This is a genomic window from Alphaproteobacteria bacterium (assembly GCA_040905865.1).
Classification (GTDB): Bacteria; Pseudomonadota; Alphaproteobacteria; order UBA8366.
This window is the reverse complement of the sequence record JBBDQU010000046.1, coordinates 66,725-89,848: the sequence shown is the minus strand read 5'-3', so window position 1 is coordinate 89,848 and position 23,124 is coordinate 66,725. Positions and strand designations below refer to the sequence as shown.

Genomic DNA, 23,124 nt, shown 5'->3' with positions numbered 1-23,124 from the left:
TGTCAGTGTCGCATAGTCGGGGAAGCAGGTAACAACACGGCCATGGAAACGATTTCAGTCGATATCTGCGTCATCGGCGCCGGGTCAGGCGGGTTGAGCGTCGCCGCCGGGGCGTCCCAGATGGGCGCCAGCGTCGCGCTGGTCGAGCGCGGCAAGATGGGCGGCGACTGCCTGAATTACGGCTGTGTGCCGTCCAAGGCGCTGATCGCCGCCGCGCATACGGCGCACGGGATGCGGCACGGCGACCGGTTTGGCGTGAAGTCCGTCACGCCGGAGGTCGACTACGCGGCGCTGCGCGCGCATATCCGGGGCGTGATCGCGGCCATCGAACCCAATGACTCGGTGGAACGCTTCACCGGGCTCGGCGTCAATGTGATCCAGGCGGAAGGGCGTTTCGTCGCGCCGGATGCGCTGGAAGCCGGCGGCAGGCGCATCCGGGCGAATCGCTTCGTTATCGCCACCGGGTCCTCGGCCATGGTGCCGCCGCTCCCCGGGCTGGAGTCCGTGCCCTACCTGACCAACGAGACGGTGTTCGAACTCGATTCCCGGCCGGATCACCTGATCGTCATCGGCGGCGGCCCCATCGGCGCGGAACTGGCGCAGGCGCATCGCCGCCTCGGCGCGCGCGTGACCGTGCTGGAAATGTTCGATTTCCTGGGCAAGGACGATCCGGAACTGACCGAAGTCGTGCGCCGGCAGTTCGTCGCGGACGGGGTGGATATCCGCGCGCGGACGGTGGTGAAATCCGTCGCGGCGGCGGCGGATGGCGGGATCGACGTGCATGTCGTGAAGGACGGCCGGCCCGAGGTCGTGACCGGTTCGCATCTGCTGGTCGCGGCGGGGCGGCAGGCGAATACCGCCGGGCTGAACCTGGAGGCCGCCGGCGTCGATTATGACCGCAAGGGCATCAATGTGGACGCGCGGCTGCGGACATCGAACAGGAAGATTTTCGCCATCGGCGACGTGGTCGGCCCGTACCAGTTCACCCATATGGCCGGTTACCATGCCGGGATCGTCATCCGGAACATCCTGTTCAAACTGCCGGCGAAGGTCGATTACCGCGCCGTGCCCTGGGTCACCTACACGGACCCGGAACTGGCCCATGTGGGCATGACCGAGGCGCAGGCGAAGGAAAGCAAGGTCAGCGGCATGAATATCCTGCGCTGGCCCTTCCACGAAAACGACCGGGCGCAGGCGGAGCGCGAAACCCACGGCATGATCAAGATCGTGCTGGACAGGAAAGGCCGGGTGCTGGGCGCGACCATCGCCGGATCGCGCGCCGGCGAACTGATCCTGCCCTGGGTGCTGGCGGTCGCCGGCAAACAGAAAATTGGCGCGATGGCGGGCGTCATCGTCCCCTATCCGACCCTGAGCGAGGTTGGCAAGCGCGCCGCCGGCAGCTATTACACGCCGAAACTGTTCAGCGAGAGGATGAAGAAGATCGTCCGCTTCTTATTAAAATTCTAAACCGAACTGTCTTCGGTCATCCGCGCCTTGCGGGCGCTTTCGACCAGTTCCGCCGGTACGCGTACATTGATCGACATGGCGATGAAGGACAGGCTCTTGCCGTGCCCGTCCAGGTTCAGGCTGCCGTTCACGCCGCCCTGCAGCACATTGTCGAGCACGAAATTGAACGCGCCCAGCTCCGGCAGGTCGTAGCGCACCACCTTGCCGACGTCGCGATGGGCGAAGGCGTCGCGCATTTTCGCCGCCGTCAACTGGTCGGCGATAAAGGCGAAAGCGGCGGTTTCATAGGGAATTATGCTGATATTGGCCCGGTCGCCCTTGTCACCGGTGCGGCCATGGGCGATTTCGCGCAGCGGCACGTCGATCATGTTGGTTTCGCTACTCATCGGCCGGTACCAGCCGGAATTTGGGTTGCACCGATTCCCGGGGGACGAGGCAGGAAGCGGTTTTGATCCGGGGCGTCACATGGCGCCTTACCCCGCCGCCGCCGGCCGGGCCCGCGCAGTACAGGGTTTCCACCTCGCGCGCCGCCATGGCGGCTGTCGATTCGTCGTCCGTATTCACGGCGACGCGTACGCGTACATCCTCCCATTCGGTATCCCACATGCCCCTTGCCCGTTCGCCGCTGTCGCCGTCGAAAATGCTGATCAGCCCGATCACGTCCGTGCGGATATCGATGCCGGGGAACAGGGTTTCGATGCGCCGCCGGGCGATGGCCGCCGCAAGCCGCGCCCGCGCCGCCGCACCGGGCCCGGCATAGGAGATTTCGCCCTCGCCGAGCCAGCCGCCGGCATAGCTGATCGTGACCTTCAGGGTTTCCGGCGCGGCGCGGCCCCTGGCGCCGGTCACCTGCACCCGATCCGGTCCCACATCCATGATCCGCACCGAGGTCAGGTCGAGCGTCACATCCGGCGTCAGGTAGCTCGCCGGGTCGTGGATCTCGTACAGGATCTGTTCCTTCACCGTCCGCGTGTCGACCCGCCCGCCGGTGCCGGCCGGCTTGGTCACCACCAGGTCGCCGTCGGACGACACCTCGACAATGGGGTAGCCGATGCTCGCCATGCCCGCGACATCCTTGTAGCCGGGATCGGCGAAATAGCCCCCGGTGACCTGCGCGCCGCATTCCAGCAGGTGCCCGGTCAGCACGCCCGCCGCCATCCGGTCCCAGTCATCCGCCGGCCAGCCGAAATGATGGATCAGCGGCGCCAGCGCCAGCGCGGAATCGGTCACGCGCCCGGTGACGACCACATCGGCGCCCAGCGCCAGCGCGTCGGCAATCGGCTGCGCGCCCAGATAGACATTGGCGGCGACGATATCGTCGCGCCGCACATCGAACAGCGCTTCCTCCTCCCAGGCCTGGACCTGCATGGACCGCAGCCCCTCGCGGACATCGTCGCCCTCGACCACCGCGACCCTGATCCCCTCGATCCCGAGGTCCCGGGCCAGCCGGTGGATCGCCCGTGCGGCCCCCAGCGGATTGGCCGCGCCGAAATTACCCAGAACCGGAATGCCGTGGGCCACGCAATCCTTCAGGACAGGACGCAGGAAGCCTTCGAGGTCGGGCGTATAGCCCTTTTCCGGATCGGCCAGCTTCGCCCGCTGCGCGAAGGCAAGCGTGCGCTCCGCCAGCGTTTCGAAAAACAGCGCCGAGGGCGCGCCCGATGCGATCAGCGCGGCCACGACGGGCGCGGCGGAATCGAGCCGGTCGGTGGAGAATCCGGCGGCGTTGCCGACATGGAAAACCTGTTTTGTCATGAAGCGGTCCCGTTGCGATTGCCGGCCCATGTTCCGCAAATACGCGGTGGTGTCAATTCCGGCCGTCGAGGCGCGCGATAAGGATCGCGAGCCCGGCCCCGAGTAGAGCCTGCCGTATCAACACGGGTTACTTCGCCCGGTATTCCTCGGGCAGGAACATCATGGAGTCCTGGTCTTCCGCCACGGACATATGGCATTCATGACACACATTCATGGCGGTCGCGTTCTTGCCGTTGGTGACGCCCGCGACCGCGCCGGTCGGCATGACCATGGAATATTTCCAGTCGCCTGATTCCTCCTTGAAGCCGGTGGGCATCTTTTCCATCAGGAACAGCGGGCCGATGCCGATGCGGCCCTTGCCGTCGACGGTGAAGCTGTCCTTGGCGAGAATCGAACCTACCGGCATGACGCCGGCATTCTCGAATGCGCCATAGGCCTTCGCGGTTGCGTTGGCGTAATTCTGCACGAAACGGTTGCCATGGGTGCCGGAGGTATAGGCGACGCGGCTGTAGCGGCGCCAGTTGGCATAGTTCTTCGCCGTGTCGGCGCCGGATTTCGAATAGGCCGCCCGCAGTTCTCGAATGACGCAGTCATAGGCGCTGGCCGCTTCCGCATCGGTGAGCTCCACCGGATCCGCCGCCGCGCAGGGGCTGCACGGGTTCGCCGCGCAAGGATTCCTTGCAGCACAGGGGTTGCAGGCTTTTGCGCCGCACGGATTCTTCGCGGCGCAAGGATTGGTGGCTTTCGCCGCGCAGGGGTTACGGGCCGCGCACGGATTGCATGCCTTTGCCGCGCAGGGATTCCTTGCCGCGCAGGGATTACACGCTTTGGCGGCGCAGGGATTTTTTGCCGCGCAGGGATTTTTCGCGGCGCAAGGGTTGCAGGCAGCGGCGCTGGCCAGGCGGGGTACGACGCATTGGGCGCTATAGGCCTGGTTCCCCGCGCCACAAGGGTTGCAGGGGTTAGCCGCACAGGGGTTTGCGGCGCAGGGGTTGCAACCTTTCGCGGCGCAGGGGTTCTTTGCGGCGCATGGATTACCCGCCTTCTTCGCGGCGCAGGGGTTTTTCGCGGCGCAGGGATTGCAGCCCCGGCTGGCGGCCTTTGCGCTGCCGATGGCCGTGTTCGGCGCGGCGGCGATCGTCGCAACGCCCAGCCCGACCAGGATCGCGACCGGAATTACGGTTGAAGACAACAGTTTTGCATTGAACGGTTTCATGATTGTAAGCCTCCCTCCACGCCTTGCGGCGTCATTGATCTGAAAATCCGATAACCTTGGCACGAGCCTATCGCTTCCGGCGGCGGCGCGAACTTCAAACATCCTCACGCCTGAGTGAGAATTGCGTGCGCGCGGATTGATGGTGGTGGCGGCGCGTCAGGCATGTCATCGTCCGTTTCCGAAACGGGGAGGAAGCCTTTCATGAAGATTATCGACGTCGCCACCCATGTGCTCGAAGCGCCGCTGACGGCGCCGTTCCGCTGGTCCTTCAACCGCGCGGATATCCGTCAGACCGTGCTGGTCGAGATCACGACCGATACCGGGCTGACCGGCTGGGGCGAATGCTTCGGGCCGTCGCGCCCCATCGCCGCCATCATCCGGTCGTTCCGGCCGCTGCTGGTGGGCGCGGATGCGCTGGCCACGGAACTGATCTGGCAGACGCTGTATGACCGCTGCCGCGACCAGGGGCAGAAGGGCATGCCGATCTGCGCCATCAGCGGCATCGACATCGCGCTGTGGGACATCAAGGGCAGGCATTTCAACGCGCCGGTACACCGGCTCATGGGCGGGCCGCTGCGCACCGAGGTCGAGGCCTATGCGACCGGCATGTATCGCCGCGACGAGGGCGATCCGCTGGAATACCTGGTGGAAGAGGCGTTGGGCTACGTCGCCGAAGGGTTCAAGGGGGTGAAGTTGAAGATCGGCTTCGACGTGGAAGGCGACGTCGCCATCGCCCGCGCGGTGCGCCAGGCGGTCGGCCCCGATATCAGGCTGATGATGGACGCCAATCACGGCTATGACGTGATCGACGCGATCCGCATGGGGCGGATGGTGGAAGACCTCGATATCCGCTGGTTCGAGGAACCGGTGGTGCCGGAGGACCTTGCCGGCTACCGGGAGATCAGGGCGGCGCTGAAAATCCCGCTGTCGGGCGGCGAGTGCGATTACACCCGCTACGGCTTCCGCGACATCCTCGCGACCCGCTCGATGGATATCGTCCAGCCGGATACCTGCGCGGCCGGCGGGCTATCCGAATGCAAGAAGATCGCCGACATGGCCGTCGCCCACGGCATCCGCTACATCCCGCATGTCTGGGGCACGGGAATCGGGCTGTCGGCGGCGATGCAACTGCTCGCCGTGCTGCCGCACAACCCGCCGGGCTGGAACCCGACCGAGCCGCTGCTGGAATTCGACCGCAGCGAACATCCCTTCCGCCAGGCGGTGCTGAAACAGCCGCTGGAGCATGTGAACGGAGTCGTGAAGGTGCCGACCGGCCCGGGGCTGGGCATCGAGATCGACCGCGACGGTATCCGCCGGTTCGAGGTGGACTGAACCCCGTCAGTGATCCGCGAGCAGGGCGCCGAACCCGTCGATCCGGTCGGTCACGCCGATGGTCCGCATGGCGTGCCTGGCGCCCAGCAGGTTGCTGGTGACGACCGGGCGGTCCAGTTCCGCCTCCAGCGTGCCGATGACCTCCGCCGTCCGCACGGCGGCGCAGCTCAGGGGCATTCGTGTCGGTTGCCGCATGGCGGGTCACCCTCGAACTTTCGTGGCCGCCATCTTACGGGAATTGCCGCAAAGCGCCGGCGGGACCGGCTGCGGGATGCCCTCGCGGTCCCGCCGGCGCTGTCGCTCAGTCGAGCCCGGTCTGGATGGGGATCTTTTTCTCCGCCCTGGCCGCGGGGCCGGATTTCGGCAGGCTCAGCTTCAGCACGCCATTGGTGAAATCGGCCTCGATCCGGTCGGTATCGACGTCACCGGGCAGGCGGAAGGAACGCTGGAAGGCGCCATAGCTGCGCTCGGAGAAGTAATAGGTCCTGGTTTTCTCCTCGTGCCGCGCCTTCTTCTCGCCCCTGATGGTGAGGACGTGGTCGTTCAGCGAAACGTCGATATCGTCCGCCGAAACGCCCGGAAGCTCCATGTTGATTTCATAGTGATCCGCACCGTTTGCGGCGTCGGCGCTCGGCGCGAAGAAGCTGGCGACGCTGGCTGCCGCAGTGCGGAACGGTTCGAAAAGATGCGGCCAGTGCGACTGGCTGGTATCGACCGGTACCTTTCGTGTGCTGCTTTCGACCATGAAAATTCCCCTTTGCTGTGGTTAAGGAATGCTGATTGAAATATTGGGGCGATACGGTCCGTCAATGCATTGACCTGAATCAATAATACCGCATTGCACAATAATTGTGCAATGCGGTAGATATCGAAAATCCAACTCAACGTATTGATAAAAAATGAACTTTGGAAAATATATGCAGATTTACTGCACAAAGGGGTGGCGTTTTTGTGACATATTGCTTAAAAACGGGTTATCAACACTGACGTTTCGGACCGGGTGCGATTTTTCAGCCTGCCGGGTTCTCATCGGTCTGGGGGGGCAAAATGGCGGATCAGGTTCGCGTTTCACATATCCTTTTGATGTACGAGGGATCGGAACGTTCGACCGCGACGCGGTCTAAAGAGGATGCGCTGGCGCAGATTGGCGAAATCAGGGAAAAGCTCGTTCAGGGCGAGGATTTCGCGGCGCTGGCATCGAAGCATTCGGATTGCCCGTCTGGCAGGGACGGCGGGGATCTGGGCTCTTTTCCGCGTGGCGCGATGGTGCCGGAGTTCGACGCTGTTGCGTTCGCGCTCGATGTCGGCGCCGATAGCGATGTCGTGACGACAGCGTTCGGTTATCACCTGATTCGGCGCACCAGCTGAAGCCAGGTCGGGAGGAAAAACTTAGCCACAGGTAGGGAGTTGGGACGGCGTATCGTATCGGGTGACGGTATAGTGTCCCAAAAATAAAATATGAGCGATGTAGCAGAACCGACCAAAGAAGACGAAGAACAGGCGACGTCCCAGCGGACGCGCAAATGTCTTTTCTGCAGTCAGACATTTCCCAGCGAATGGGCCGGCGAACGGGTTTGTAAAAAATGCAAGGCCACGGCGGCCTGGCGGCAGGGATAAGACGCGGCGCGACTACGCGTCCGGCTTTCTCTTCAGCGGCTTCAGGTCGAGGGGGTGCGTGATCCGGTTCGGCCAATGCGCCGAATGCGGCGTGCGACGCATTTTCAAGTCCGGACTGCCCGTGTTGCCGTGATGGGCGGTTGACCTGCCCGGCCCGCGGTATAAATTGCCGCGGGAAATGCCGGCATGACGACGCTGGCCTGACGGGAGGCGGGGTATGCTGTCGAGCGCGTTGCAGGCGAAGCTGGCGAAGTACTGTTTTCTGGTCGCGGACAACCGCGAGCTTTTGTCCCTGATTGTGCCCTATCTGCAGGATATGGGGGTCAGGAAGATCCTGCGGGCGACCGACGGTCGCGCGGCGATCGACATGCTGAACAATCCCCAATATCACGTCGACATGATAATTTGCGACTGGGAACTGCCGAATATCAGCGGCCTGGATATGCTCAAATTCGTCCGGGAGAAATTCGGGCCGACGCCGTTCCTGATGCTGTCCGTCCATGTCACCCGCGAGGCGATCTCGGCGGCCGCCGAACACGGCGTCAACGGATACCTGGCCAAGCCGTTCACGGTGCAGTTGCTGGAAAAACGCGTCGTGGCGCTGTTGCGGGCCCTGCCGAAGGAAGATAACCCGGATCTCCTGTCCGGAACCGTCGCAACACAGGCATCCGTCGAAGACGGAGACGATTCCTGGGTGATCTGACGATTCACCGCGCCGCCCGCTGCCGCAATACGGGCGGATGACCGGGTCGATTCCTTGCCCATTTTTTTCGGCGAAGGGGTATAAGTTCACCAATACTTAATGAAATAGGGTTAATGAGATTTCGACCGGTTCGGGAGGATGACCATGGCACTGCGGATGGATGGCGTAAAGGACGAGGCGATTGAGCGGATTGTCGATACTGTCCGCAGCAAGATGGCGGGCAACAAGGCGACAACGGCGGAAGCCTTCGTGCGGCGGTTTTATGAAGACGTCGCCACGGACGACCTCATCAATGAAGAGAGCGAGGACCTGTACGGCGCCGCGCTGTCGCTATGGAGCATGGCGGCGACCCGGCAACCCGGCGAAACGAAGCTACGGGTCTATAATCCCCGCTTCGACCAGCATGGCTGGCACTCCACCCATACCGTCATCGAAATCGTCAATGACGATATGCCGTTTCTGGTCGATTCGGTCACGTCCCATCTCAACCAGTACAACACCGCCATCCATCAACTCATTCATCCGGTCATGGCGACGGAGCGCGACAGGACCGGCGCCGTCCAGACTCTTTGCGCCGTCGGCAAGGCGGACAAGGATGCGATCCGCGAATCCTTTATCCATGTCCAGATCGACGCGCAGCCGACCCCGGCGGCGCTGAAGGCGCTGGAAGGCCAGTTGCGTCTGGTGCTGGGCAATGTCCGCGCCGCGGTGGAAGACTGGCAGGCGATGCGCCATAACATTCACGCGGAAATGAACCGGCTGAAGACCGCCCCGCCGCAACTGGAAAAGGCCGAAATCGATGAAGCGGTCGCCTTCCTCGAATGGCTGTACGACGATCACTACACCTTCCTGGGCTACCGCCGGCTGGACTTCATCGGGACGGGCAAGCGCGCGCGAATGGCCGTGGTGCCCGGATCGGGGCTCGGCATCCTGCGCGATCCGGAAGTGCAGGTTTTCGAAGGGCTGCGCAATCTCGGCGCACAGTCGCAGGCGGTGCAGGATTTCGTGCGTCGGCCGGAACTGCTGGTCATTTCGAAAACGACCGAGCGGGCGACCGTGCATCGCAGCGTTCATATGGACACGGTCGCGATCAAGCTGTTCGACGATTCGGGCAATGTCATCGGGGAGCATCTGTTCGCCGGGCTACTGACCTCGGTCGCCTACAGCCAGTCGCCGATGCAGATACCGATGCTGCGGGACAAGGTGACGACTGTTGTCCGCAATTCGGGGTTCGACCTCAACGGGCATAACGGCAAGGCGCTGCTTCACGTGCTGGAAGACTATCCGCGCGACGAACTGTTCCAGAGCAGCGTCGAGGAACTGACCGAAGTCGCCCATTCCGTCGTGCAGCTTCACGAACGGCCGCGGATCGCGTTATTCGTGCGCTGCGATCCCTTCGAGCGCTATGTCTCCGCGACCGTCTACCTGCCGCGTGACCGGATGAGCACGACATTGCGGCTTCGGTTCGAATCGATCCTGTCCGCGGCGTTTGGCGGCCCGGTACGCGCCTTCCACATGCATATGGCGGATGACCCGCTCGGCCGGCTGCAGTTCGTTGGCAAGACGACCCCGGGCGCCGTGCCGGAATTCGACACCCGCGAAATCGAGGCCCGGCTGGTGGATGCGGCGCGAAGCTGGGAAGACAAGCTCAAGCAGGCGCTGGTGGAGCATCTCGGCGAGGCGCGGGGCGCCCAGCTTTCCAAGATATACAGCACCGCCTTCGACGCCGGTTATCAGGAATCCTATAGCGCCAAGACGGCCGTGTACGACATCGAGCGGATTGAGGAAGCGCTTGCGTCCGGCAAGCTTGGCATGAACCTGTACCGGCCGATCGAAGCCAGTGAAAATGCGCTTTCTTTCAAGGTCTACAACGCGGGCGATCCCATTGCCCTGTCCGATATATTGCCCAGGCTCGAGAACATGGGCCTCAAGGTGGTCAGCGAGGAGCCGTCTGAAGTGAATCCCGACGGCGTCGGCCGACCGGTCTATATGCACGATTTCGGACTGGTCAGCGGCGACGCCGCGGCCCCCGACGTCAATGCCATACGCGATGCGTTCCACGACAGCTTTGCGCGGATATGGAGCGGCGAGATGGAGGATGACGGCTTCAACCGCCTCGTCCTGATCGCCGGGCTCGACTGGCGCGAGGTCGTCGTTCTGCGCGCCTACTGCAAATTTCTGCACCAGACCGGAATCCCCTTCAGCCAGTCCTATGTGGAAGCCACGCTGGCGCGTCACCCGGACCTTGTGCGCCTGCTGATCCGGCTGTTCAAGCTGCGGTTCGACCCGGATTTCGAGGGCGACCGCGAAGGTCTGGCGGATCGCCTGCTGCAGGCCATCGAACAGGAACTGGAGCGGGTGTCCAACCTAGACGAGGACCGGATCCTGCGCCTGTACCAGAACCTCATCCAGTCGACGCTGCGCACGAGTTTTTTCCAGACGGGGCCCGACGGGTCCGTGAAATCGTATCTGTCCATGAAGTACGACAGCCGGAAACTCGAGGAACTGCCGAAGCCGAAACCGCTGCGCGAGATTTCGGTCTACAGCCCGCGCTTCGAGGCCGTGCATATGCGGTTCGGCCTTGTCGCGCGCGGCGGGCTGCGCTGGTCCGACCGGCGCGAGGATTTCCGGACGGAAATCCTGGGGCTGGTCAAGGCGCAGCAGGTCAAGAATTCGGTTATCGTGCCGGTAGGCTCGAAGGGCGGGTTCGTCCTGAAACAGGCGCCGTCGCCGCAGGACCGCGAAGCCTTCCAGGCCGAAGGCGTCGCCTGCTACCGGCTGTTCATGTCGGCAATGCTGGACATCACCGACAATCTCGTCGAAGGAAAGATCGTGCCGCCGCAGCGGGTTGTCCGCATGGATGGCGACGACCCCTACCTGGTGGTTGCCGCCGACAAGGGCACGGCAACGTTTTCCGATATCGCCAACGAGATCGCGATTTCCTACGGGTTCTGGCTGGGCGACGCCTTCGCGTCGGGCGGCTCCGTCGGGTACGACCACAAGAAGATGGGTATTACCGCAAAGGGCGCCTGGGAATCCGTAAAGCGTCATTTCCGCGAAATGGGCCATGATACGCAGACGCAGCCGTTCACGGTGGTCGGCTGCGGCGACATGTCGGGCGACGTGTTCGGCAACGGCATGCTGCTGTCGAACCAGATCAGGCTGGTCGGCGCCTTCAACCATATGCATATCTTTATCGACCCCGATCCCGATCCCGCGGCGACGCTTGCGGAACGTCAGCGGCTGTTCGACCTGCCGCGCAGCAGCTGGTCCGATTATGATCCGAAACTGATTTCCAAAGGCGGCGGCGTTTTCGACCGCAGCGCCAAGACCATCGCGCTGACTCCCGAAATCCGCAGGCTGTTCGGCATCGAGGCGTCGTCGGTGCCGCCGAATACCCTGATTTCGGCCATGCTCAGGGCGGAGGTCGACCTGCTGTGGTTCGGCGGTATCGGGACCTATATCAAGGCCTCGACCGAAACCCATGGCGATGCCGGCGACCGGGCGAATGACGGTCTTCGGGTGGACGGGCGCTCGCTGCGCTGCAGGGTCGTCGGCGAGGGCGCGAATCTCGGCGTGACCCAGCGCGGCCGGATCGAGTTTGCCCGCAACGGCGGCCGGATCAATACGGATGCCGTCGACAATTCCGCCGGCGTCGACTGTTCCGACCATGAAGTGAATATCAAGATCCTGCTGGACGACATCGTCGCCCGGGGCGATATGACGGTAAAGCAGCGCAACGACCAGCTTGCCGCCATGACCGACGAAGTCGGCGCGCTGTGCCTTGCCGACAATTACGCACAGGGGCAGGCGATCACGGTCATCGCCAGCCAGGCGCACCGGCTGCTCGACCGGCATCAGCGGCTCATGCGGTCGCTGGAACGCGCCGAAATACTGGACCGTTCCATCGAATACCTGCCGGACGACGAAACCATCGATACGCTGCAGGCCACGCAGCAGGGGCTGACCCGGCCGGAAATCGCGGTGCTGCTGGCCTATGCGAAGAACACGACCTATGAGGAACTGCTGCATTCCGACCTGCCGGACGACCCGCTGCTGGTCAAGGACCTGCAGCGCTACTTCCCCCAGCCGTTGCGCGACGGGTACCGGGATGCGATCCGCCGCCATACCCTGCGCCGGGAAATTATCGCCACGGCCGTGACCAACTCGATGATCAACCGGACCGGCCCGTCCTTCGTCAGCGAAATGCGCGAACGGTCCGGCATGGATACGGCTGCGGTGGCGCGCGCCTTCACGGTGGTGCGCGAGGTGTTCGGCCTGCGCCCGCTATGGACCGAGATCGAAGCCCTCGACAACGTGGCCACGGCGGAGGCGCAGACCCTGCTGCTGCGGGAAATCGACCGGACGGTGGACCGCAATACGCAATGGTTCCTGCGCAACACGCCGCAGCCGCTGGATATCACCCGACTGCTGGAGGCCTTCGGGCCCGGCATCACGGCGCTGGGCGGACGGATGGAAGACATCCTGCAGCCCGATCAACTGGAGGATGTGGCGCGGCGGACGCAACGCCTGGCCCTGCCGGGGGTGCCGGAACTTCTGTCGAAACGGGTCGGGGCGCTGAAAATGCTGTCCACGTCCTGTGATGTCATCTGCATCGCGGCGGCCGCCGGGCTGGAACCCGAAACCGCGGCGCGGGTCTATTTCCAGCTGGGCAGCCGGTTCCGTCTCGACTGGCTGCGCCGCGGCGCCAACCGCCTGACGCCGGACAGTTCATGGCACAAGCTGGCGGTGGAGGCGATCATCGACGATTTGTGGAACGCGCAAAGCGCCCTGACGGGGCAGGTGCTGGCGCAGGCCGGCGCCGGCGCGGACGCCCTCGACAACTGGGCGAAAGCCCGCAAGGAAGCCTGCGCCCGCGTCGAACGGCTGCTGGCCGATCTGGATGCGGTCGGACAGGTTGACCTGGCGATGCTCGCCGTCGCCAACCGGGAATTGCGCGGCCTGGTAACGGGATAAGTTCCCCGTTACTCGATCCGCACGGCGGTGCCGCTGGCGACGACCATCATCATGCTGCCTTTTTCGCCGACGACCTCATAATCGAGGTCGATCCCGAGGATGGCGTTGGCGCCCAGTTCCTCCGCATGCGCCTGCATGTCCTGCAGCGCCGCTTCCTTTCCCGCGCGAATGACCTTCTCGTATGATCCGGACCGGCCGCCGACGACGTCCCGTACACCGGCAAACAGATCGCGGACGACATTCGCGCCCAGAATTGTCTCGCCGGAACAGATGCCCCGGTATTCGACGACTCTGTGGCCCTCAATTGAATCCGTCGTCGTGAGAATCATGGCCTGTCCCCTGTTTTCGATCAAACACGATCCGGTCTAATTTTTTGGATTAAAAGCAAATTCACGTGTTAATCAGAATCACCCGGGTGATTCCGATTAATCACGATTTGCTTTAATGCCTGAAATGGCGCATGCCGGTAAAGGCCATGGCGATCCCGGCGTCGTTGGCGGCGGCGATGACCTCGTCGTCGCGAACCGAACCGCCGGGCTGGATCACCGCCGTCGCGCCCGCCTCTATCGCCGCGACGAGGCCGTCGGCAAAGGGGAAGAACGCATCGGAGGCCACGACCGACGGCCGGGTTCCCAGGTGATCGGCGGATTTCTGGGCGGCGACGCGCGATGAATCCACGCGGCTCATCTGCCCCGCGCCGATGCCGACCGTGGCCCCGTCGCGGACATAGACGATGGCGTTGGACTTGGTGTGCTTGCAGACCCGGAAGGCAAACAGCATGTCGGTAACCTCGTTGTCGTCCGGCTGACGTTTGGTGACGATTTGCAGGTCGTGGCGCCCGATGCGGCCGCTGTCGCGGTTCTGCAACAGGAAGCCGCCGGCGATCGTTCGCATGGTCATACCCTCGGCGGCGGGGTCGGGCATGCCGCCGGTCAGCAGCAGCCGCAGGTTCTTTTTCTCGGCGAAGACGACGCGGGCCTCCGCGCTGGCGTCCGGCGCGATGACCACTTCGACGAATATCTCGGTGATCGCCCGCGCGGTTTCCGCGTCCAGCGGCCGGTTCAGCGCCACGATGCCGCCAAAGGCGCTCACGGGGTCGCAGGACTGCGCCCGCCGGTATGCCGCAAGCGGCGTTTCGCCGGTGGCGACGCCGCAGGGATTGGCGTGCTTGACGATAGCGACGGTCGGTTCGTCGAATTCCGCAACCAGTTCGAAGGCGGCGTCGGTGTCGTTCAGGTTGTTGTAGCTCAGCTCCTTGCCCTGGATCTGGTCCGCCCGCGCGATACCGGGGCGTGTATCGTCATCCAGGTACAGCGCCGCCTGCTGGTGCGGGTTTTCGCCGTATCGCAGGGTCTGCTTCAGGCGCCCGGTAACCGACAGGCGCGCCGGGAACGGGTTTTTTGCCTGGGCTTCGAACCAGGCGGCGATATGGGTGTCGTAGGCGGCCGTGCGGGCGAAGGCGACCGCGGCGAGCCTGCGACGCAATTCGGGGGTGACCCTGCCATCGCGCGCCTGCATGTCGGCCATGACCGCCGCGTAGTCCGCCGGATCGGTAATGACGGTGACGAATTCATGGTTCTTGGCGGCGGCGCGAATCAGGGCGGGGCCGCCGATATCGATGTTTTCAACGCACTCCTCGAAACTGCCGCCGCGCGCGACGGTCTGTTCGAACGGGTACAGGTTCACCACGACCAGATCGATGGGCGCGATGCCATGCGCCTCCATTGCCACGCGATGGGCATCCAGGTTTCGCCGGCCGAGGATGCCGCCATGGATCTTCGGATGCAGCGTCTTGACCCTGCCATCCAGCATTTCCGGAAAATCGGTATGATCGGCGACATCGGTGACCGCCAACCCGGCGCCGCGCAGGGCCCTTGCCGACCCGCCCGTGGACAGCAGGCGGACGCTCTTGCCGGACAGGAACGCACCGAATTCGTCCAGTCCCGTCTTGTCGGAAACCGAAATCAACGCGCGGGCGATTTTTCCCTCAGCCATTCGGGGTAACTCCATTTTCTGAATTATTGCGTCGCTGCAATGGGCTTGGCCGCCTCACCGGAAAATTCCGGAACCAGCGTATGCAGCAGGGATAGCGTGCGGTCCGTCTCCCGGGCGCGCGCCGATTGCTCCAGTTCGTCGATCGTGCGGGACATCAGCGTCAGGTCGAAGGTCCGCGGCGCCGCCAGGGTGAGGCCGTCGCAGGACGTCGGAACGGGTGTCTCCGCGCCATGCAGCAGGACCTCATGGGTCTTTTCGCCCGGACGCGGGCCGATAATTTCGATGGCGATGTCCTTTTCCGGCTGCAGGCCGGCCAGCCGGATGATCTGGTGGGCGAGGTCGATGATGCGGACCGGTTCGCCCATGTCGAGCACGAATATGCGGCCTTCCGTCTCGCTGTTGGAGAGGCCCAGGGCGGATGCCTGCAGAACCAGTTCGACGGCTTCCCGCACGGTCATGAAATAGCGGGTCATGTTCGGGTCGGTGACGGTCAGCGGTCCGCCGGCGGCAAGCTGGCGCTGGAACAGCGGCACCACCGATCCGGTCGATCCCAGCACATTACCGAACCGGACGACGACGAAGCGGGTTTCGTCCCGCGGCCGCCCCGCCATGTCCAGCGCCTGGCAATAGCCTTCCGCCAGCCGCTTGGTCGCGCCCATGACGTTGGCCGGGTCCACCGCCTTGTCGGTCGAAATCTGCACCATCAGCCGGACCCCGGCGGCGCGGCAGGCATCGGCGACATTCCGCGTGCCGACCACATTGGTAAGCACGCCTTCGTTCGGGTTGCGTTCCACCATGGGCACGTGTTTCAGCGCGGCGGCGTGGAACACAAGCTCCGGCTTTTCGCGGGCGATGACGTCGTCGACCCGCCCCCGGTCGCGCACATCGCCCAGTACCGGGCGGCGGTCCAGCGCCGGCCAGGCCTCTGCCAGCGCCATGTCGATTTCGTAAAGCTGGTATTCGGCGTTATCGAACAGGATCAGGGTCGCCGGGCCGATTTCCGCGATCTGCCGGGCCAGTTCCGAACCGATGGTGCCGCCGGCGCCGGTGACGAGGACGCGGCGACCGGTTACCAGTTGCCGCATCGCCTCGCGGTCCAGCACGGTCCGCGGCCGGCCCAGCAGGTCTTCCACCGCAACCGGGCGAATGGCCAGCGGATTGGCTATGCCGTCCTTCAGTTCGGCGAGCCGGGGCAGGCGCGACAGGGTGATTCCGTGGGCATCGCAAAGCGTCAGCAGGGTGCGGACATCGGCGCCGTCCAGCCTGTCGCGCGTCAGGATCAGCCGCTGGGGCCTGGTCGCGTCTTTTTGCGCGAGGATGCCGTCGACATCCTCGATCCGTCCCAGGACCGGCACGCCGTGTATTTCGCGGCCGACCCGTCCGCCGGTTTCGTCGATCAGGCCGATGACCCTGTAGGGCGCGCCCGGGTCGCGGGCCTGCTCGCGAATGAACAGCTCGGCGGAATCGCCCGCGCCGACCAGCAGGACCGGGACACGGGCCGCCTTGTTCCGTTCCAGCACGTGATCCAGCCGGCGATCCTTGAACACCCGGTAGAGGAAACGCGGCCCCCCCAGCAGCACCAGCAGGACGAACCAGTTGATCAGCGGCAGCGAGCGCGGCAGGTCATGCAGGCGGGTGACGAGGAACAGCAGCGGCAGGAATACGAGAACGATCAGCGTTACCGCCTTTGTGATCGCCATCAGGTCGTTCAACGAGGCATAGCGCCAGATTCCGCGGTACAGGTCGGCGAACCAGAATACGCCGGCGGCGACCACGGTAAAGATCACCGCGCCTTCCAGCAGGAAGGATTGAGCGAAATAGGTAATGTCGCCGCCAACGCGCAGGTACAGCGACAATGGAAATGACACCGCGGCCATAAACACATCGTGCAGGAATGCGACGCGCGCGCGGCGTGTCTTCAGAATGAATCGACTGGCCATGTCCGGCCTTATTAGTCCCACCGGGTGCGCGAAGCAAGCGCCCTCGCATGCCGCCGACCCGATCAGATTTCGGCCGGCGCTCCCGGCCGCGACAGCCAGATCAGCAGGGCGGCGACCACTGCGGAAGCGCCCGCCAGCGCCGCCCAGGGCCAGTGGATCGCAAACACGGCCAGCCCGGCGAGCAACAGGTTGGCAATTCCGACGCCGGCGCTGACGGTGGCGTGGCTGCGGCCCCTTTGCACGGCCTTCTGGTAATAATGCTCCCGGTGCGCCTGCCAGACGCGTTCACCGCGCATGGCGCGGCACAATAGCGTGATTGTCGCATCGGCGAGGTAATAGAGCGGCAGGATGACCGCTGGCGCCCAAAGCCCGGATTCCGCCAGTTTCAGCAGCAGCCAGCCCAGCAGGAAACCCACCGGCACGCTGCCGACATCGCCCAGGAAAATCTTCGCCGGCGGCCGATTCCAGGCGAGAAATCCCAGCGCCGCCGCGGCGAGGGTCAGCCCGAAGACGGGGTCCAGCGCCGCGCCCGGCGCCAGCCAGGCGATCAGCGCGGCGCCGCCGCCGACGCAGGCGGCTTCGATTCCTGAAATGCCGTCGATTCCATCCATGAAATTGAACAGGTTGACGAACCACAGCCAGAGCAGCACCGTCGCCGCGGTATCCAGCGGCCCCGGCAGCCAGCCCTGAAATACCGGACCGGCGAGCCAGATCGACGCCGGCAGGACCGCCGCCGCCTGGGCAAGCAGCCGGACGCCGGCGGGAAGGGAGCGCAGGTCATCGACCCAGGATACCGCCGCCAGGCCCGTGGCGCCGGCAAGGATGAGCAGGAATTCCGTGCTGAAATCCGGCGCGGCCAGGGCGGTCCATGCGGCGACCAGGACCGTGACCACGGCAATGCCGCCGCCGCGCGGCACCGGAACGGCGTGGCTGGACCGGGCATTGGGATGGTCCAGAATCGCGTGCCGCCGCAGAAAATACAGAACCAGCCCGGTTCCGGCGATGGTGGCGATCAGTACGGCCGCTGCGGCGAATATCATGCGGCGTTATATCGTGCGGCGTATCCGCTAGCCATAGCCGCGGACGGTATTCGCCGGCACGTTTATTTCCATTTCGCGGCCCAACAGGCTCAGCAGCAGGGTGACCCGCTGGTTGTCGTTGGCGCATTTGAAAATGCCGGTCTGCGCGACCAGCGCGCCGCGCGTGATTTCCACGACCTCGCCCGGTGCGAATGGCGGCGCCTCCTCGATTTCGATCAGGCCTTCGGCGTTCTCCCGCTCCTGGATCGATTCGATGACGCCTTCAGGGACGGCAGAAACCGTGTCGCCCGCGCCGACCAGGTAAGACACGCCCCAGGTGCCGTTTACCGACCGCCAGGGGTCCTTTTCAATATCGAAGGCAACGAACAGGTAGCGCGGGAAAAAAGGCACGAGGACCGAATCGACGCGCCGTGCATGCCGCCTCTCCTTGCGGCGGCGCGGCAGATAGGTCGTAAACCCCTGCCGTTCCAGGTGCCCCTGCGCCATGCGCTCCATCCCGGTGCGCGTATAGACCACGTACCAGCGTTTCATGATGCGCTGTCCATTGGCGCATTCTCGCGCAGGATGCGCAGCAGGGGCGGCGTGAGGATACGTTCGGCGGGAAACTCCGTCGCCAGCCTGTCGAAGACCGCCTGCGGAATCTGCAGATCCGTCACGATGACGGCGTCGAGATCGGAGATTTTCCGGGACAGGGACACGACCGTCAGCCCGGCGAACTCCGCCGGCACCGGTTCGCCTTTTCGGCCCGGCGCGGCAATCTGGCCGGTATCGATCAGGCCGGCCAGCCGGATATTGCGCTCGATGGCGCAGAGCGTCGCGATTTCCGCCAGTTCGCTGCGGCCCGCCAGGGCGATCCGCTGCCACTTCCGGGCGGCGCAGTATTCCAGCAGGTCGCCGCACTGGCCGCGCGCGCGGCGAAAGAAGGTGAAGGACGATGACAGGTATTCCGTCGTCAGGCGCGATTTTTCGCTGAATCCCTTCGGTGTCAGGTAATAGGCGTAGCGGTTCGGCGGAATCTGGCTGACCTTGATCAGCCCCTTGCGCACGCAGCGCTTCAGATAGGTGTTGGCCAGGCCCAGCGCGATGCCAAGGTCGCTGGCCATCGAACGCTGCGTGACGGCGCTGTTTTCCTGCACCGCGTTCAGCAGGCCCAGCGTGATTTCCGTGTCGCCGTCCTGCGCACTGTCGGCTGTACCCTTGGGCGCCATAAACCGGTCCGTAATCTGCTGCGTGTTCACGCCGCGAACGTACTGCGTTCAGTTTGTGAACGTCAAGGTTCAATTCATGAACGCCCTATGAGTCAATCACTTGCACGGTTGACAGATTGCCCGCCGAGAGGCTAGTCAGGACCCGCTTCGCACACCCGCAGGCGCGCCTGGAAAGCCCGTAAATGCCGGAAAACCCTAGACTTGCCGTGATCGGCCTCGGTTATGTCGGTCTGCCGCTCGCGGTCGCGCTGGCCCGGCATTTCGACACTGTCGGATTCGATATCGACGCGGGACGAATCGAGGCGCTGCGGGCGGGAAACGACCGTACCGGCGAAATCGATTCGCCAGCCCTGCGTGCGTCGTCACTGGCGCTGACCCGCGATGAAGCCGTAATCCGGGGCCGCGACATCTATATTGTTGCCGTGCCGACGCCTGTGGATGACGACCGGCAGCCGGATCTGGGCGCTCTGGAATCGGCCGCCGGAATCGTCGGCAGGGCAATGCGGCCGGGCGCTATCGTCGTTTTCGAAAGCACCGTCTATCCCGGCGTGACCGAGGATGTCTGCGGTCCGGCGCTGGCCGCCGCGTCCGGGCTGGAATGCGGCCGCGATTTCTTCCTCGGCTATTCGCCGGAACGGATCAATCCCGGCGACCGCGCCCACCGGATCGACACCATTACCAAGGTTGTCGCGGGGCAGACGCCCGAAATTGCCGCGCGCCTCGGTGCGGTTTACGGCAAGGTGAATGGCGGCGATATCTTCGTGGCGGCCGATATCCGCACCGCCGAAGCGGCGAAGGTCATCGAGAACGCCCAGCGGGACATCAACATTGCCTTTATCAACGAAGTCGCGATGATTTTCGATCGCATGAACCTGTCGGTCCACGATGTACTGGCGGCCGCGTCGACGAAGTGGAATTTCCTCGGTTTCACGCCGGGGCTGGTCGGCGGCCATTGCATCGGCGTCGATCCCTATTACCTGGCGCATGCGGCCAAGGCGGCGAACCACGACCCGGAAGTCATCCTGGCCGGTCGCCGGATCAACGACAGCATGAGCCGCTTTGTCGCCGACCGGGTCGCCGCGCAACTGTCCGGACCGTCGAAAATCCTGCTGCTGGGCCTGACATTCAAGGAAAACGTGCCGGACCTGCGCAATTCGCAAAGCCCCGACATCGCCAGGCGCCTGGCGTCGGCGGGGCATGATGTCCGCGTGCACGACCCGATGGCCGATCCGGCGGTGGCGAAGCGGCTTTACAGCCTCGAACTGATTGCCGAGATCGGCAGTGGCTATGACTGCGTCGTCGGTACGGTAGCGCACGATACATACCGGACGCTGCGGCTGGAGGAATTGCTGGCGCCGGGCGGATTTGCGGCGGACGTCAAGGGAATCTGGCGCGACCAGGCCGGCTCGACGGCGTTCCGCTACTGGTCGCTGTGATCCGGCAGCAGGTCATTTTTGAGCGCCTTCCCGGCGCAGCGCCCATTTGATCGTTGTCGTCGCCGGACCGGTCCGTCCCGACAGGACGATCTGTTGTGTCCGCCGGGCTTCGTTGCCGCCGAAATACATGCTTTCCGTCAGGTCGACCTTGGCGCCGCCGACCCGCAGCCGCCAGCCGACGCCGCTGGGCAGGCGCAGGAACACGGCGGTGCCGTCCTGCGCCAGCGAAGCGCGCGCCGCCGGGTGAATATGGAATCGGATGGCAAAGGCCCGATTGTCCGGTTCGCCGGCAGTGCCTTCGGCGATTCTGCGTTCCGCGGGGATCAGGCTGTCCTCGCCGCGCAATTCGTCGCCCGATGCCGCCATGTATATCCGGCGGCGGTGGATCAATCCGAAGGGCGCCGCGTAGCCGTCATGGCTCATAGACAGCCAGACATTGCCGTCGGTCTGTTCGCGTTCGGCCGTGACATGTTCCGGCCGCCGGCCCAGTGACCCGTTCGGGCGGATTTCGCTGGAATTCATGTCCTCGATCGTGAGTGTGGAATGTGCGGCCGTGGCGCGCGCGGCATGGCGCCAGTCCGGCCCGCTGGCCAGCGAGGCGCCGCAATTCACGATCAGCCGTTCCTTGCCGTAGCTCGCCTCGAAGGACAGGGCGCCCGCGTGGGCGCCCCGGTCGAGGCCCGGTGGCGCTGGCAGGCCCGCATCCGCGATGACCAGCAGCTTTCCGGCGGAAAGGCGCTCGAAGCCGCTGTGCGGGGCGCTTCGCGCGGGCCGTTCGCGGGCGTCGGCCTGGGCCAGGACGAGGTCGATGATGGTCGGGTCGGCCTCGCCGCCGCCATTGAAATTCGCCAGCCCGCCATCGCCGTGGCGGAAAAAACACAGCATGGCGGCGGCACGAACAATGGCATCGCCCAGCAGCGCCAGGGGCTCCTGGCGAGCGGCGCTCAGCGCGGCGCGCATGTCGACCAGATCGCGCAGCAGGACAAGCTGTCCCGCCGGGCTGCGTTCGACATGACTGCCATCGCCGGTGATCTGCCAGGTCAGTTCGTCTTCCAACAATCCAACGGCCCGGACGAAAAGGGGCATTTCGCCGGGCAGGCCCATGCCGGCATAGAGCAGCCCCTTGATGGCGGCGAGCCGCCGCATCCCGTCTGTTTCCCGCGCGGCGACCCGCCCGAGATGCCGCGCCTGGCGCGCCATGCTGGCCAGCAGCTGCAGGCGCATTTCATCCGGGGCGCTGGCGAAAAACAGCTTGTAATGCGCCGCCCAGGCGGTCAGCCGCCGGCCGATGACATCGGCGCGCCAGGCCGGGCCGGAACAGGAATCATGCCGTTCCAGCCATTCTTCGGTCAGGTTGCGGGCGCAGCGGCGGGCATCGTCGCCGCCCAGCGCACGCAGGTCGCGCAGCCACAGGAACTCGTGCAGGGCTTCGCGCCACGACGGATCGGCATCCGTTTCATCCCAGGGCGACAGTTCCGGCCGAATATGGATTCCGGCGAGCGTAAAGGCGCCGCCCAGTATCGCCGCGCCACGGTTGGCGTCGCCGGGCCATGTGTCCGGCGGCACATTGGCCAGTTGCGCCGGGTTGCGGTGCAGCAGGGTCACGCCATAAAGCGGCGTCGCGAATACCGTGCCGTAAATTCGGCGCCGAAACGAAGACCATGCAGCTTTGCCACGCAGCGGTTGGCTCATCATTGCACCGGTCAGTTCTGACCCTTGAGGCGGCGGATATTACCGGCATAGGCGGCCGGCCCGCCCTTGAAGGCGGCAGTGCCGGCGACCAGCAGGTCGGCCCCGGCGGCGACGACATCGGCGACCGTACCGTCATTGACGCCGCCATCGACTTCCAGATCGATGCTCCGGCCGGTTTCGTCGATCCGGCGGCGGATTTCACGGATCTTGTCGCATTGCGAGAAAAGGAATTTCTGGCCGCCGAAGCCGGGGTTGACGCTCATCACGAGCACGAGGTCGATATCGCCCAGCAGGTGATCCAGGACGCTGACCGGGGTTGCGGGATTGAGCGCGACGCCTGCCTTGCAGCCATGGTCCTTTATAACCTGGATGGTGCGGTGCAGGTGGGCGCCCGCTTCGGGATGCACCGTCAGGATATTCGCGCCGGCGCGGGCGAAGGCTTCGATATAGGGATCGACCGGGGAAATCATCAGATGCACGTCGAACGGCTTGTCGCTGTGCGGCCGCAACGCCTTCACCACGTCCGGGCCGATGGTCAGGTTGGGCACGAAATGCCCGTCCATGACGTCGATATGGATGAAATCGGCCCCGGCTTCGTCGATGGCGCGCACTTCTTCGCCAAGCTTCGCGAAATCCGCCGACAGGATCGAAGGAGAAATTCTAACGGTTTTCTGCATGCCATGTTCCTAGATCAGGTCATGGCTTGCTGGAATCGCCCGTGGCGATCCAGCCACCATGTGAATCTG

General features: G+C 64.5%; 21 protein-coding genes. 8 read left to right on the top strand and 13 right to left on the bottom strand.

Annotated features, from left to right (window positions below; translation table 11 throughout):
- Positions 1–42: 42 nt before the first annotated feature.
- Positions 43–1,467 carry a mercuric reductase gene (locus WD767_09790; protein ID MEX2616378.1) on the top strand — a complete coding sequence of 475 codons (1,425 nt, stop codon included), beginning with the start codon at positions 43–45 and terminating at the stop codon, positions 1,465–1,467.
- On the opposite strand, the gene WD767_09785 is transcribed toward WD767_09790, so the two are convergent.
- From WD767_09785 to WD767_09775, 3 genes are all read right to left on the bottom strand, one after another.
- On the bottom strand, positions 1,464–1,853 hold the full coding sequence (locus tag WD767_09785) for a hypothetical protein (GenBank protein ID MEX2616377.1): 390 nt from the start codon (positions 1,851–1,853) through the stop codon (positions 1,464–1,466). The two genes, WD767_09790 and WD767_09785, sit on opposite strands and share 4 nt — an antisense overlap.
- The gene (locus tag WD767_09780) at positions 1,846–3,222 is read right to left on the bottom strand and encodes an acyclic terpene utilization AtuA family protein (GenBank protein ID MEX2616376.1); all 1,377 of its coding nucleotides are present in this window, start codon (positions 3,220–3,222) and stop codon (positions 1,846–1,848) included. Before WD767_09780 ends, WD767_09785 begins: the two co-directional genes overlap by 8 nt.
- A 127-nt stretch (positions 3,223–3,349) precedes the next feature.
- Complete coding sequence (locus WD767_09775) at positions 3,350–3,850, bottom strand: cytochrome P460 family protein (protein ID MEX2616375.1); 501 nt, start codon at positions 3,848–3,850, stop codon at positions 3,350–3,352.
- On the opposite strand from WD767_09775, the gene WD767_09770 reads away from it, so the two are divergent.
- From WD767_09770 to WD767_09760, 3 genes are all read left to right on the top strand, one after another.
- Positions 3,840–4,151, top strand: coding sequence for a hypothetical protein (locus WD767_09770; protein ID MEX2616374.1), 312 nt, complete (start codon positions 3,840–3,842; stop codon positions 4,149–4,151). The two genes, WD767_09775 and WD767_09770, sit on opposite strands and share 11 nt — an antisense overlap.
- A 63-nt stretch (positions 4,152–4,214) precedes the next feature.
- Positions 4,215–4,481, top strand: a complete 267-nt coding sequence (locus tag WD767_09765; GenBank protein ID MEX2616373.1) for a hypothetical protein — start codon at positions 4,215–4,217, stop codon at positions 4,479–4,481.
- Positions 4,482–4,639: 158 nt separating this feature from the next.
- The gene (locus WD767_09760) at positions 4,640–5,770 is read left to right on the top strand and encodes a mandelate racemase/muconate lactonizing enzyme family protein (GenBank protein MEX2616372.1); all 1,131 of its coding nucleotides are present in this window, start codon (positions 4,640–4,642) and stop codon (positions 5,768–5,770) included.
- Positions 5,771–5,776: 6 nt separating this feature from the next.
- Here the strand turns inward: WD767_09760 and WD767_09755 are convergent, their stop codons facing one another.
- On the bottom strand, positions 5,777–5,947 hold the full coding sequence (locus WD767_09755; protein MEX2616371.1) for a hypothetical protein: 171 nt from the start codon (positions 5,945–5,947) through the stop codon (positions 5,777–5,779).
- Between the two features lie 124 nt (positions 5,948–6,071).
- On the bottom strand, positions 6,072–6,515 hold the full coding sequence (locus WD767_09750; protein ID MEX2616370.1) for an Hsp20/alpha crystallin family protein: 444 nt from the start codon (positions 6,513–6,515) through the stop codon (positions 6,072–6,074).
- A gap of 302 nt (positions 6,516–6,817) precedes the next feature.
- On the opposite strand from WD767_09750, the gene WD767_09745 reads away from it, so the two are divergent.
- From WD767_09745 to WD767_09735, 3 genes are all read left to right on the top strand, one after another.
- The gene (locus WD767_09745; protein MEX2616369.1) at positions 6,818–7,138 is read left to right on the top strand and encodes a peptidylprolyl isomerase; all 321 of its coding nucleotides are present in this window, start codon (positions 6,818–6,820) and stop codon (positions 7,136–7,138) included.
- A gap of 466 nt (positions 7,139–7,604) precedes the next feature.
- Positions 7,605–8,090: a response regulator gene (locus WD767_09740; GenBank protein MEX2616368.1), complete on the top strand. Its 486-nt coding sequence runs from the start codon at positions 7,605–7,607 to the stop codon at positions 8,088–8,090.
- Between the two features lie 144 nt (positions 8,091–8,234).
- Positions 8,235–13,067, top strand: a complete 4,833-nt coding sequence (locus tag WD767_09735) for an NAD-glutamate dehydrogenase (protein ID MEX2616367.1) — start codon at positions 8,235–8,237, stop codon at positions 13,065–13,067.
- An 8-nt stretch (positions 13,068–13,075) separates the two neighbouring features.
- Here the strand turns inward: WD767_09735 and WD767_09730 are convergent, their stop codons facing one another.
- The 6 genes from WD767_09730 to WD767_09705 form a co-directional block, all read right to left on the bottom strand.
- Positions 13,076–13,396: a heavy metal-binding domain-containing protein gene (locus tag WD767_09730; GenBank protein ID MEX2616366.1), complete on the bottom strand. Its 321-nt coding sequence runs from the start codon at positions 13,394–13,396 to the stop codon at positions 13,076–13,078.
- Between the two features lie 112 nt (positions 13,397–13,508).
- Positions 13,509–15,062, bottom strand: a complete 1,554-nt coding sequence (purH, locus tag WD767_09725) for a bifunctional phosphoribosylaminoimidazolecarboxamide formyltransferase/IMP cyclohydrolase (protein ID MEX2616365.1) — start codon at positions 15,060–15,062, stop codon at positions 13,509–13,511.
- Positions 15,063–15,085: 23 nt separating this feature from the next.
- Positions 15,086–17,002 (bottom strand): nucleoside-diphosphate sugar epimerase/dehydratase, encoded by a 1,917-nt coding sequence (locus WD767_09720; GenBank protein ID MEX2616364.1) that lies wholly within the window; start codon positions 17,000–17,002, stop codon positions 15,086–15,088.
- A gap of 62 nt (positions 17,003–17,064) precedes the next feature.
- Positions 17,065–18,042, bottom strand: a complete 978-nt coding sequence (locus WD767_09715; protein MEX2616363.1) for a glycosyltransferase family 4 protein — start codon at positions 18,040–18,042, stop codon at positions 17,065–17,067.
- A 27-nt stretch (positions 18,043–18,069) separates the two neighbouring features.
- Positions 18,070–18,573 carry a transcription termination/antitermination NusG family protein gene (locus WD767_09710; GenBank protein ID MEX2616362.1) on the bottom strand — a complete coding sequence of 168 codons (504 nt, stop codon included), beginning with the start codon at positions 18,571–18,573 and terminating at the stop codon, positions 18,070–18,072.
- Positions 18,570–19,280: a winged helix-turn-helix transcriptional regulator gene (locus WD767_09705; protein MEX2616361.1), complete on the bottom strand. Its 711-nt coding sequence runs from the start codon at positions 19,278–19,280 to the stop codon at positions 18,570–18,572. The genes WD767_09710 and WD767_09705 overlap by 4 nt, the downstream gene beginning before the upstream one ends.
- 152 nt (positions 19,281–19,432) lie before the next feature.
- Here WD767_09705 and WD767_09700 point away from each other — a divergent pair, with 152 nt between their 5' ends.
- Positions 19,433–20,686 (top strand): nucleotide sugar dehydrogenase, encoded by a 1,254-nt coding sequence (locus WD767_09700; protein MEX2616360.1) that lies wholly within the window; start codon positions 19,433–19,435, stop codon positions 20,684–20,686.
- 12 nt (positions 20,687–20,698) lie between these two features.
- On the opposite strand, the gene WD767_09695 is transcribed toward WD767_09700, so the two are convergent.
- A complete protein-coding gene (locus tag WD767_09695) occupies positions 20,699–22,381 on the bottom strand; it encodes a heparinase II/III family protein (GenBank protein MEX2616359.1) in 1,683 nt (560 codons plus the stop codon).
- Positions 22,382–22,389: 8 nt separating this feature from the next.
- Positions 22,390–23,055 (bottom strand): ribulose-phosphate 3-epimerase, encoded by a 666-nt coding sequence (rpe, locus tag WD767_09690; GenBank protein ID MEX2616358.1) that lies wholly within the window; start codon positions 23,053–23,055, stop codon positions 22,390–22,392.
- Positions 23,056–23,124: the final 69 nt, after the last annotated feature.